Source organism: Gracilibacillus lacisalsi DSM 19029 (assembly GCF_000377765.1).
Classification (GTDB): Bacteria; Bacillota; Bacilli; order Bacillales; family Amphibacillaceae; genus Gracilibacillus; species Gracilibacillus lacisalsi.
This window is the reverse complement of record NZ_KB898662.1, coordinates 334,006-346,626: the sequence shown is the minus strand read 5'-3', so window position 1 is coordinate 346,626 and position 12,621 is coordinate 334,006. Positions and strand designations below refer to the sequence as shown.

Genomic DNA, 12,621 nt, shown 5'->3' with positions numbered 1-12,621 from the left:
GATCCCTCCACTATAAAATCTTCTGAATCGATCTGTTTCCATCTATCCTTTCAACTTCATTTTTTTAGTACCAAAATAGCCTCGACATTCTATGTATTTGGTACTTAAATTCAGCTTTAGTACCATTTTTCTTCTATCAAAGTTTAATTTGGTACTTAATCAATCATTTGTTTGGAAATTAACGATGTAGTTGATAAATTTCAAATATCTATACTTTAACCTTTTTCAATGAGTGTTAGACAGAACACATTTCGGGTATAGTATAATAAAATGATCTATTTTAACTAGTCAAAAAGGAATATCGCTGACATCCACAATTAAAAGAGAGGATATAAATTCATGGTGGAACAATATAACCTTTATATCGTTGTATTATCAATTATCATTGCAATCATAGCTTCCTTACTATCATTAACGAATGCTTCCAATCTTTCAAATGCGAAAGGGAAAAGTAAATTATTTTGGCTTGTGTCTGGTTCCATTGTAATGGGATTAGGAATTTGGTCCATGCATTTTATTGGGATGATTGCATACCACCCACATATACAAGTTTCATACAATGTTTGGATTACGTCTCTCTCGTTGGTGGTAAGTATACTCTCCTCCTTTATTGCCTTTTACGTTACAATGCCCAAAATAATTCCGAGGTATCGGATTGTTGTTGGTGGAGTGATGATGGGATCTGGTATTGTCATCATGCATTACTTAGGAATGGCAGCAATGGAGATGGACGCACAAATCAACTATAATAGCACGCTAGTGGTTTTGTCGGTTCTTATTGCATTCATTGCCTCTTATGTTGCAGTCATTTTATTTATCCGTTTTCGCAACCAAGCAGGTTCTAAGTGGTTAAAATCTCTTTCTGCTATTGTAATGGGAGTTGCTATTGCAGGTATGCATTATACTGGGATGGCAGCTGTTAGTATAGAATTCGATCATTCTGTTTCCGATCCTACAAATATACCGACGAACCATTTTCTATTATACGGAGTTACCATCATTGTAATAGTTATTTTACTAGTTTCGTGGGGAACGATGATATTTGATCGGCATGTATTGAATAAAATAGCCTACCAAGATACCGTTACGCAATTATCAAACCGTAATGCCTTGAACAAATATTTTAATACCAACCAGGATTCCGGGCACGTTAGTGTGCTTTTTTTGGATCTAGACTCGTTTAAATCGGTTAATGATACGTTAGGACATCAAGTAGGGGATGAATTATTAGAAACGGTCGGTTTGATTCTTCATCGCCATTCTCATGAGGGCATACAAGGCTATCGAATTGGTGGGGATGAATTTATTTTATTAATCAATCATAGTGACAAAGAGCGTATTGAACAACTAGCAGCCGAAATCCTAGAGGAAATCAATCAGCCTTTTGAAGTAGACAATAAACCACTCTATATCTCAGCAAGCATTGGGATCAGTTTAGGAATACCACATCAGAAAAAAGGAATGAAAATCCTAGAAGAAGCAGACATAGCTATGTACAAGGCGAAGGAATCAGGAAAGAATCAGTATGCTTTCTTCACAGAGGCAATGGGAGAAGAAAGAATTAGACGAATTATTTTAGAACATGATTTACGAAGAGCAATTGAAAATGAACAATTATTTATTCTATATCAACCAAAGTTTAATATCAAAACTTCCTCTATTGTTGGAGTAGAAGCATTAACTAGATGGCAACACCCGAAGTATGGTTATGTATCACCCATGGAATTTATTACGATGGCAGAGGAAACGAATTATATTATGGAATTGACCGAGTGGACCCTTGAAAAAGCTTTTGTACAAGCCACAGAATGGAGCCGAATGGGGATAAGTTTACCTATTGCTATCAATCTATCAATTAAATTCATAGAAAATAAAAATGTAAAAGGCATCTTCGAAGAAATGCTTAGCAAATATAAGTTAGATCCCTCGTACTTAGAAGTGGAAATTACGGAAACGGTGATGTACTCAAATATGGAACAGATCATTCAGCAAATGAATCAATTACGACAGTTGGGGATAAGGGTGTCGATGGACGATTTCGGTACAGGTTATTCGTCGATATCTCTATTAAACACATTACCATTAGACACAATCAAACTAGATAAAACCTTTATTGATAACATTGATGATAAAAATAAACAAGTCATAATCGGTGGAATTCTGTCAATGGCGGAACAGCTAAACCTTAGTGTCGTGACAGAAGGGATCGAAACAAAAGACGAGGAAGAAATCTTAACATGTCTTGGTGGCTATTTGGTGCAAGGCTATTATTATAGCAAACCAACAAATGCAGCGGGTGTATTAAAGATGATACGTGAACAGAAAGGAGTTCATTTATAGTTTTTCTTAATGTATTAAATCTAAAGGAGAGGATTTTTAACACGTTCTCTTCCTTGGATATGCTTTATCCAAGGAAGATTAATACTTTTATTACCTTTCATCAGTAATTGTTTACTAATTCGTAAAAACTGGTAGTTTCCCAAGAAAAATCAAATCATCACGATCAGCAGCATCCCCCTCTGCAAGGATTGCAGCTTTTGCCTCAACGATTGCGCCAGCTTGGTGTACAAGTTCCTCCAGTGCGCGAATAGATTCTCCTGTACTGATGACATCATCGATAATTGCCACCTTTTTACCTTTTAACAATTTAGCATCTTTCCCATCTAAGCAAAGCAGTTGCTCATCGCTAGTCGTGATTGAATTTACTCTATTAATGACAGGATCCTCCATGTATGCTTTCACACTTTTACGTGCAATGATATACTCCTTTTTGCCCATTACTTTAGTTAATTCATGAATCAATGGGATCCCTTTTGCTTCTGCTGTAACAATGTAGTCCACAGGAGGTAATTTCTTCGCTAGTAAAGGAGCGACATGGCAGACAAGTTCTGTATCTCCTAAAATTACGAAACTTGCAATGCTAAGGTGATCATCAACTTCTACAATTGGCAATTCTCTTTCCAATCCGCTAATAGTAAGTTTATAGGTTTCGGTCATTGTTCTCCTCCTCGATTAAAATCCAAGTATGTTCATTAAAAACTCAACCACTACACCTGATAACATGCCGATAAATGGATCTGTTATCGCTGTAACAACCATTGTAATAGCCCCAACTATACCTTGTGTGCCTTCTCCGGCTGTAAGTGCCGCCGTTGCATTTCCTGGTAGTGTAACTATTGCACCTAATACGAATAGAAAGCCTGCAATCGAAGCGGTTGGAATATACTTTCCGATTTTAGGTAATAGTTTCCATAATAAAATGACTGCCATGATCGCCATCATTAATACCCCAGCCCAAACCGGATGTGGTGCACTTGCAGTAGCAGAAATAACAACTTCGACAGGTCCACCACCAAAGAATGAAGATGCCATATCTGCTAAACTACTAATCATAGCTAGTGTATCAATATTCACATCGCGATTTGCTATATCACTATTAATGTTTCCAAATGCAATGTTTGCACCGATATTCAAACATACCATAGCTAATGCACCACGTATGACCATCGGATTAAGGATGAAGCGTGTTCGGTGGAATCGATCGTCTACAAATGGTTTATTGACATTCTTATCTTCATCTCTACTAGTAAAAAAAGCGACGATACTAGATAAGACAACTGAAATGGTGATCGTATATACCAAGTCTTGTGTAGCTAAATAAGTGATTAACCCTGTAGCAAAAGAAACCATTCCAGGAATTTTATCACCCTTTGCCATATCCCATGCAACTTTGGTAAGCATAATACCAACGCCCGCCATCATTCCATTGGTAATGACTGGCCCAATCCATTCAATGATCATTTCTAGTGCGCCAAATGCACCAATCACAAACATGATGAAGGCACCAAAAAAGATCATCGATAATCGTTCACGCATATTTTTCCCCATCGATCCTGCAACCGTAATGGTTTCTGCTTGGAATGAGATGACTGCGACGGATCCTGTTACACTATTTCCTAATGCACCTACAATAAAGGCCATTGCGGTTGGAACGGAAGCAAAGCCAAATGCTAATGCTAGAAGCCCTTGCGGTAAACCGTTCAGCACACCACTAAGTGCAGCTAAAATGTCTTTTAATATTTCCACTGTTCTCCTACCTTTCTGTTTTCTACGGAGCTTGCCTTATATGCACTGCTACAGAAATTAGGAGACTAAATATAAAAAAACGCCTATGGTTTCCATAGACGTTTGTATCTTAAAATATACAGAACTAAAGAATGATAGCACAATAATTTTAGATAAAGTGTTCTAACATCCAACGTCCATAGTAGAGCAATTATCGGTTGCTCCGTAGAAACTCCCAGACCATATTACTAGGATTATATGATATAGTTTTTTGTTTATTCATGTAATTTATCACATTATGTCGGATTAGACAAGGTATTCTTATAATGTATTGAATCAGCTAGATCTAAGCATGTTAAATCAATTGTTAATTATTATATTGTTCATACTAATAATGGTTTAAATTTGCATTCATAACATATATTGTCCGGTATTTGTCCACTGTGATACGAATATTATAGGTTATCTTAAATCACTATTTTTTAAGTATTAGGAAGACCTTTTAATTAGATAGTATCCATGTCTTTTGAAAAAATATTCCTACTACAACTCAGCATGTAATCGTGATATAATCAATGTGGATTTAGTTGTAATTACACAAATTGTAGGAGGAGATCGATTATGCTGATGAAAGATCGCCAATCAAATATTTTAGAGAAACTAAATCAATTTCATTCGATTCGCGTTGCAGATTTAGTAAAGGAATATAAGGTATCAGTTGAAACAATTCGAAGAGACTTAGAATATTTAGAATCCATTGGAAAACTGAAACGAGTACATGGTGGGGCTATCTTAGAAAAAGAAAACAAGGAAGAGAAATCTTTTATCGCTAGAGGCAATATAAATGTGAAAGAGAAGCAAGAACTTTCTGAAATAGCAACAAGGTTTGTTAAGGAAGGTCAATCCATTGCAATGGATGTAAGTACAACCAACACGGAATTTGCCAAAGCTCTGAAAAAGAAATTTACACGGCTAACGATATTGACAAATTCATTGCCAATAGCATATGAACTGTCCAGTATGCCACATTACACCATTATCATGGTAGGCGGGATTTTGCGTAATGAAGAATTGTGTGTAGTTGGTGATATGACGGAATCATTTATTACACAATTTCATATTGATACCTTATTTTTAAGTATGAGTGGTATCTCCTTGCATTCAGGGCTTACCGACTACGGTGTCATGGAATGGAATGTGAAGCGGAAGTTAGTGGAATCATCTAATAAATGCTATGTATTAGCAGATAGTAGTAAATTTGATGCTGTATCGCTATTGAAAGTTTGTTCATTTAATGAAGTGGATGGAATTGTTACAGACAGTTCTTTATCAGAAAATATAAAAGAAAATTATGAAAAAGCAGGCGTAGAGATTATAAATTCTTAATCAGTACGCCTGTTTTTTTATGCATAAAAACAGGAATGTGGATTTATGTTGTAAAAGTGTTGTTTTTTACACAAATTTAAACAAGTGTTAACACTTATTCCACATTTATTCGGTAGAATGAGGATGTAAATGATACGAGAAAGGAGTGATCAGGAGTTGGAAGTATCGATAGAAGAAAAAAATGTGGATAAACCCAAGTTGAAAAAGAATCGTTTTAAATGGTACATGTTAACCCCCTGGCTCTTTGCGTTACCGGCAATGATTCCTCTCGTTATTTTTTGGATTTATCCAATGATTAGATCGTTTTGGATCAGTTTAACCGATTGGGATTATATTAGTCCAAGCTACGAGATAGTAGGGTTAGAAAATTATATTCATTTATTTCAAAGCAGTAGTTTTTATCAAGTCTTGTGGAATACATTATATTTTTCGCTTGGAACAGTGATCCCGACAGTTTTTGGTGGACTGTTACTTGCGATGCTTCTCGTTAAAAACAGTAAAGGCTTCGGCATATTTCGTACTATTTTATTTTCACCATGGGTTACCCCAACAGTTGCTGTTGCTATTGTTTGGTCATGGATATTTGAACCTGAAACAGGGTTAGCTAATTGGCTATTATCCCTTTTTCAAATTGAAGGATTAGCATGGACAAGCAGTCAAAGATGGGCAATGCCAGCTATTATTATTGTTACGATATGGAAAGGGTTAGGATGGTCGATGATCTTTTATTTGAATGCATTAAAGAAGGTCCCGACTGACCTATATGAAGCAGCCTCTGTTGATGGTGCTTCAGGTTTAAGGAAGTTTATTCATATTTCACTACCACTTGTTTCGCCCACTACATTCTTTCTAGTGATTGTATCTACAGTTGAGGCGATACAAGCATATGACCAGATACAGGTAATGACTCAAGGCGGTCCTGCCGGAAGCACAAGAACGTTGCTGTATATGTATTATCAATTTGCATTTGAAGAGTTTAACATGGGTAGAGCAACAGCCCTTGCAACGATATTAATCATCATTACCGTGTTTTTGTCCCTCATACAATTTGTTGTATCGAAAAAATGGGTACATTACCAATAAATTGAGAAGGAGATTACAATGACCATAAGGCAACTACTAACCACAACATCCAAATATGTGTTATTAACGATATTCAGTTTTATGATGTTCTTTCCGTTTTTATGGATGGTTGTAAGTTCTATTAAGACGAAGGAGGAAATTTGGCAATTTCCCCCTGTTTGGTGGCCAAGTGAACCGCAATGGGGAAATTTCGTGGAAGCATGGAACATGGCACCATTTGGACAATACATATTAAATAGTGTAGTAACGGCGGTTGCCATTGTATTAATACAACTAATTAACTCTGCGATGATTGCTTATGCTTTTACTCAGTTTCGTTTTAAGGGTAGAAATATCCTGTTCGGGTTAATTCTAGCATCCTACATGTTGCCGGTAGCAGCCACCTATGTGCCAAGTTATGTAATCTTGGCGGATTTTCACCTACTTGATAGTTATGAAGGAATTATTATTTCCAATGCTGTTAGTGTTTTTGGAATCTTTCTCTTGCGTCAAGGATTTTTACAAGTACCAAAAGATGTAGTAGATGCTGCGAAAATTGATGGGGCCAATCATTGGCGAATCTTATGGCGAATTTTCTTCCCATTGACATTACCATCTTTTGTCGCATTCGGATTGATAACGTTTGTGCAGAACTACAACAATTACTTATGGCCATCACTGATTATAAAAAGTGAGGATAAAATGCTGATTACGCAAGGTATTCAACAATTTTTCATGCAAGAGGGTGGGTATGGAATGCAATGGCCGCTCATAATGGCAGCAAGTACATTTGTTATTTTACCATTACTGCTTCTTTTCTTGTTTGCCCAAAAGTGGTTTATTTCAGGAATTAGTGATCAAGGTGTTAAAGGATAATACAAAGGAGGAAAATAGAATGATAAATCAAGTACAACATCAATTAAAAATCGTGCTGTGGGGATTGGTTCTTTTATTAGTAGTAGCTGGTTGTTCCAATGATCAACAAGAGGCAAATGCAGAAGAAGAAAATCAGGAAGTGACGGAGATAGAGTTTTGGTATGGACTTGGAGGTAATTTGGGTGACAATATGGAACGGATTATCGACGAGTATAATAATAGTCAAGATGAAGTTATCGTAAACGGTGTTGCACAGGGAGACTATACAGAAACCTATCAAAAATTACAGGCTGCAATTGCTGCGCAAGAGGTTCCTGCAGCAGTACTGTTAGGTGTAGACACAATGAATGCATTAGCACAAAAAGAAGCCTTAGCGCCAATGGATGATTTTATCGCACAAGCAACGGAATTTAATGAAACTGATTATGTCGAGTCTTTTTATAGTCAAGGTCAAGTGGGTGGCTCACAATATGCACTCCCATTATATGGGACAACACAAGTATTGTATTACCGTGATGATGTCTTCAGTGAACTAGGTATTTCGCTAGATGCTTTGAATAACTGGGAAACATTACTTGAGGCAGCCGAAACGATTAAACAAGAAAAGGATATCTATGGATGGATGCCGATGTGGGGAGCTGGAAATCTAATAGATGCTTCGTTAAGCCGTGGCGGCACCATCCTTAATGAAGAGGGAACAGAAGTAATGATCGACAGTAAAGAATGGATTGATACTTGGGAGTTTTTTAGAGAAGCGATTCATGAGGACGAAGTAATGGCTATTCAACATGGCGGACAAGGATGGGAATATTGGTATAAAACCATCGATGATGTTCTTCAAAATCGTGCTGCTGGTTACACTGGCTCAAGCGGTGATCAAGGTGACTTAGACTTCGCGATTGTTTCTGCGCATATGCAGCCTGGCTGGGAAGGTCATGATCCAGCTCCAGTAGCAGATGCGTTATTAGGTTCGATTACGGAGCTCGCCTCTGAAGAGGAACAAAAAGCAGCATTTGACTTTCTATCTTACTTTACAAGCTCAGAAGTGACAGCGGATTGGTCGATGAATACTGGATATATTGCCGTTCGTAAATCTGCTAGAGAAGTAGACACATATAAAGAATTTTCAGAGGAGAATCCTCAAATTCTAGTACCTTTAGAGCAGGCAGAAAAAACAACGTCCCATGCTTTTGTTGATCAAACTGGTGGGAACATAACAGATGCTATTAGTAAAGCAGTCGATCTTGTGGAAATTGAGAATGTTCCGGCAGAAGAAGCACTAAAAGATGCTAAAGAAGAAGCGCAACAAGCACTTGATGAAGTATTGGATAATTAAAGGAGGACACTGCATGTCAAATCAAATTAGTCAGGGAAATCGAGTGGAAGTAAATACAAACTATGTAAAGCACTCGTTTTTTGTTAATGAAAGGGGTGCTACACTTCGATTGAACTTATCCTTTTCTGTGCCAAATTGGATGATGCTACTTGTATGGGACCCTCATAATCATTTAAGAGGACAATATTTAAAAGTAAATGAAGAAAACATTGAACTGTTTCTCTCTCCAGATGGTAGTGAATGCTCGTATAGTATAGTACCGGGTGAAATGACAATAGGGCAATGGGAAATAGAGATTTTTTCTAGTGTAGATCAATACTCATTGCAAGTAGAAGTGGAGTTAGGTCAACATGTGGTTCATTCTGAGCATAAACATGGTTGGGTAAAAGCCATCAATCAGAAGGATTCGTTCTTTCGTTTAAATAACTACCATTATCAAAAAGTTGTTAACAAAGAGGCAGGGTGGTATAAAGGTGATTTCCACACACATACGACAATCTCTGATGGTAAATTAACACCACTTCAAGGTATGAATCAAGCAAAATTACAAAATCTCGATTTCTTTGTTGCTACAGATCATAACGTAGTCCCAACTAATTGGGTTCAAGACGATGTACTAGTCATTCCAGGAGTTGAAATTACCGCAACGAAAGGTCATTACAATGCATTAGGTATTAACAGGTGGTTAGATTGGAGACCAACATGCAGTGATGGTGGCATGGAAAGTGAAGAAGGAATGAATCGGTTATTGCGTGAAACGAAAGATGCGCAAGGCGTTAGATCGATTAATCATCCGATGCTAAAACCATGGGATTGGCAATTCCAGAAAACGGAACTAACAGAAATCGACGTTGTGGAAATATGGAATGACCCAACCTATCAAGATAATGCACAAGCAACCGAGGATGCATTGACATTATGGGACGAATTACTTCTCGATGGTTATCATATCTATGGCATTGGTGGTTCAGATTCTCATATGCTTCCAACGGAAAGTTACCAAGAAGGCGGTGCTCCATCGCTAATTGGCGATCCGGCAACATATGTGTATGTAGAGCAATTAACTGCGGAATCCGTATTAGAGGCTTTAGGTAGAGGTGAGATCTATGTATCTAGAGGTCCTGAATTAGATATCGAGATTGAGGATGAGAATGGACCAGTAAAATTAGGAAGTACTTGTACGGGTACGCAGCTTCACTACAAAATTATTTGTCGCAATGTCACTGAACGTTCCAAAGTGAATTGGATTGTTAATGGAGAAGTAGTGGAATCTAAGCAAATGGCAGATAACTGCATCATAGAGGAAACATTTCATTTAGACTCTTCATATAGTTATGTACGAGCTGAAATTCGCAAAGAAGATGGAGAGTTATTAGCATTTACGAACCCAATATTTAAAGGAACGAAAGAGCAAAACCTAAGCAATTGGGGAGAATTATTACAAAAGGCAGGGAAATAATCTTTGGATGACATCAAAGCAATCATTTTTGATAAAGATGGTACATTAATGAAATTTCATAACATATGGAATAAGTCGATACATGAACTACTTTTACACATAAGTAATCGATATACAGATAGTGAAGAACTATATGGACATTTTTCAAAGGCGATCGGTTTTAATGGTGGACAGGTAGAAGCCACAGGTATATTGGCTGGAGGGACGACAAAAGATATCACACATGCATTAAATCAAGTCATTCAGTTATATCTGCCAATGGAGACACCAAAAGTTGTTTATTCCTGGGTATCGAATTATATTAACCAGCAGACACAAAAATATATCCATGAAGTTCAACCAACAACTGATCAATTACCTCAACTATTGGATCGAATGAAGGCAAGGAATATCATTATTGGAATCGCAACTGCTGATGATTATACAACGACTAACCTTTGTCTAGATGCATTGCATCTTTCACATTCATTTGAATTATTAGTGACATCTGATCGGTTTCCAGTACAGAAACCTGATCCAAAAATCATTGATCATTTTTGTGAACTGTATCAATTACGTCCATCACAAGTAGCGGTGGTGGGTGATACTCCAGTAGATCTAGCATTAGCAAAGAATGCATCGGCTGGGTTAGCAATAGGAGTCTTATCAGGTGCTAGTAACCAAAAAGATCTACAAGGAATGGCAGATATAATCATTCCGACAATTGGCGAAATGATAGATAACAATAATAAGTTTATCTGGGAAGAAAAAAAGCGGTAGCATTTAGCTTCGCTTTTTTTTCCTGGTGATCATTTAAGTGTAAGTGAATTATATGTTTTTATAGTTCTCTCTATTCATTCATCTTGGTGGCTATTTGGTGCAAGGCTATTATTATAGCAAATCAACAAATGCAGTGGGCGTATTAAGATGATACGTGAACAGAAAGGAGTTCATTAGATTTTCTTAATGTATATCTAAAATAAAGGAATATATAGTTAGAAAATTTCTTCATCATGTCCAATGATTTATGTTGAATAAAGTCCATTTTATCTTCCATTCTGTCCATACGCTTCGTTAATTCGGTATGATTTGTATCAACTTTCTCGGACAATTCCCTAATAGCTTGGAGGATCATGTTTACTTCATTATGCTCCATTCCCAGTTACTCCTTTCTTGAAATTTAATTCATATTTCAATGGCTGGTTCACTCTACTTAAGTCTTCCCCTTCACCTTTCCAGATAAGTAAACGCCCACTAAAATGAATAATAATCCCAAAAATAAATTGGCCGATAAGGTTTCATTTAGAATCCAATAGCCCCAGAGCATTGCTGTTAATGGGATAAGGTAATATACAGATGTGGCGAACTCTGCACTTTTTTCTTTAACCATGTAGAAAAATAATAAATTTGAGATGCCTGATCCAAAAATACCGAGACCGATAATTGCAATAATAGGCGTAAAAGATGAAAATATGCCAGATGGAAAAGAGGAGGTCATCACCATCCCAATCAAACCAGAAATTGTACCAATTGTTAATGTAGCTATTGCGACCACAAGTATTGAAACTTGATTTAAGTGTTTTTTTGCATGCTGGGAGGCAACTCCATAGCAAATGGTAGCCATAATCATTGTGCCAATGCCAATAAAATCATTACCAAATAGTCCAATAATATTAAATTCAAGCAAAGTCAAAACCCCAGCGAATCCAATAAGAATACCAAGCCATTGTTTTTTAGACAACAATATGAAAAAAAACAAAAATCCAATAAAGCTTGTCATAATCGGTGTTGTGGCATTAAGAATTGCGGCTGTACTACTCGAAATTTTCTCTTCGCTCCATCCAATTAATGCCCACGGAATGCTAACGTTTAAGAGACCTACGAAGATGAGTGATTTCCATGGCAGCTTTTTCGTAATTTCTGTCCTTTTTTTCCATAGTAAAATGATGTATAAAGGTATTACGCCAAAAAAACAACGTAGAAATACAATTCCCCACGGTCCTGTGTACGGGAGTAGTAGTTTTATAAATAAAAAGGACATTCCCCATATAAGACTTAGTGTCAATAAAGCTGCGTAATGTTTCACAACTAAAACCCCGATTCATTATTAATTGGTATATTTCTCATTTTAGAAAAAATATGCTATCGTTCTCAAACAAATCGACCTTAATGACATTCTTTTCTCACATATTTTCATCGAAAAATTAAAAAGAATAGCAAGATCTTCTTGGCTATTCTTTTTAACTAGAGTTTCGCAGAGCATTGGAAATTCTCTTAAAATCCATAATTACGTAGTCTTGAAATGTGTTTAAGTTTTCATTAAATATTAATAGTATAAAAAGCAGACGATTGATAGATTCCGTCTGCTTCTTTTCTTAGTTTTTGGTGATATCTTTAAATGAATTGCTTGTCAATGATCGCTTATAATCTGGTAGGTCGTATTAAGAGAATTATAGAA

General features: G+C 36.6%; 11 protein-coding genes and 1 riboswitch. Of the genes, 7 read left to right on the top strand and 4 right to left on the bottom strand.

Annotated features, from left to right (window positions below; all coding sequences use genetic code 11):
• Window positions 1-339: 339 nt before the first annotated feature.
• Window positions 340-2,340: a bifunctional diguanylate cyclase/phosphodiesterase gene (locus D569_RS0101580; RefSeq protein WP_018930641.1), complete on the top strand. Its 2,001-nt coding sequence runs from the start codon at window positions 340-342 to the stop codon at window positions 2,338-2,340.
• Window positions 2,341-2,454: 114 nt separating this feature from the next.
• Here the strand turns inward: D569_RS0101580 and D569_RS0101575 are convergent, their stop codons facing one another.
• Together D569_RS0101575 and D569_RS0101570 are read right to left on the bottom strand one after the other, a co-directional pair.
• The gene (locus tag D569_RS0101575; protein ID WP_018930640.1) at window positions 2,455-2,997 is read right to left on the bottom strand and encodes a phosphoribosyltransferase family protein; all 543 of its coding nucleotides are present in this window, start codon (window positions 2,995-2,997) and stop codon (window positions 2,455-2,457) included.
• 15 nt (window positions 2,998-3,012) lie between these two features.
• Window positions 3,013-4,086, bottom strand: coding sequence for a SulP family inorganic anion transporter (locus D569_RS0101570; protein WP_018930639.1), 1,074 nt, complete (start codon window positions 4,084-4,086; stop codon window positions 3,013-3,015).
• 159 nt (window positions 4,087-4,245) lie between these two features.
• Window positions 4,246-4,347, bottom strand: a riboswitch (purine riboswitch).
• A gap of 339 nt (window positions 4,348-4,686) precedes the next feature.
• On the opposite strand from D569_RS0101570, the gene D569_RS0101565 reads away from it, so the two are divergent.
• The 6 genes from D569_RS0101565 (at window position 4,687) to D569_RS0101540 (ending at window position 10,943) form a co-directional block, all read left to right on the top strand.
• Window positions 4,687-5,451, top strand: coding sequence for a DeoR/GlpR family DNA-binding transcription regulator (locus tag D569_RS0101565; protein WP_018930638.1), 765 nt, complete (start codon window positions 4,687-4,689; stop codon window positions 5,449-5,451).
• A 225-nt stretch (window positions 5,452-5,676) separates the two neighbouring features.
• Window positions 5,677-6,534: a carbohydrate ABC transporter permease gene (locus D569_RS0101560; protein ID WP_051084497.1), complete on the top strand. Its 858-nt coding sequence runs from the start codon at window positions 5,677-5,679 to the stop codon at window positions 6,532-6,534.
• Between the two features lie 18 nt (window positions 6,535-6,552).
• Window positions 6,553-7,389 carry a carbohydrate ABC transporter permease gene (locus D569_RS0101555; protein ID WP_018930636.1) on the top strand — a complete coding sequence of 279 codons (837 nt, stop codon included), beginning with the start codon at window positions 6,553-6,555 and terminating at the stop codon, window positions 7,387-7,389.
• Between the two features lie 19 nt (window positions 7,390-7,408).
• The gene (locus tag D569_RS0101550; protein ID WP_018930635.1) at window positions 7,409-8,725 is read left to right on the top strand and encodes an ABC transporter substrate-binding protein; all 1,317 of its coding nucleotides are present in this window, start codon (window positions 7,409-7,411) and stop codon (window positions 8,723-8,725) included.
• A gap of 13 nt (window positions 8,726-8,738) precedes the next feature.
• A complete protein-coding gene (locus D569_RS0101545) occupies window positions 8,739-10,184 on the top strand; it encodes a CehA/McbA family metallohydrolase (protein WP_018930634.1) in 1,446 nt (481 codons plus the stop codon).
• 3 nt (window positions 10,185-10,187) lie between these two features.
• A complete protein-coding gene (locus tag D569_RS0101540) occupies window positions 10,188-10,943 on the top strand; it encodes an HAD family hydrolase (RefSeq protein ID WP_018930633.1) in 756 nt (251 codons plus the stop codon).
• Between the two features lie 142 nt (window positions 10,944-11,085).
• Here D569_RS0101540 and D569_RS0101535 read toward each other — a convergent pair whose 3' ends face one another.
• Together D569_RS0101535 and D569_RS0101530 are read right to left on the bottom strand one after the other, a co-directional pair.
• Entirely contained in the window at window positions 11,086-11,319 is a 234-nt protein-coding gene (locus D569_RS0101535; protein WP_018930632.1) for a hypothetical protein, read from the bottom strand.
• A 57-nt stretch (window positions 11,320-11,376) separates the two neighbouring features.
• Window positions 11,377-12,249 carry a DMT family transporter gene (locus tag D569_RS0101530; RefSeq protein ID WP_018930631.1) on the bottom strand — a complete coding sequence of 291 codons (873 nt, stop codon included), beginning with the start codon at window positions 12,247-12,249 and terminating at the stop codon, window positions 11,377-11,379.
• Window positions 12,250-12,621 lie beyond the last annotated feature (372 nt).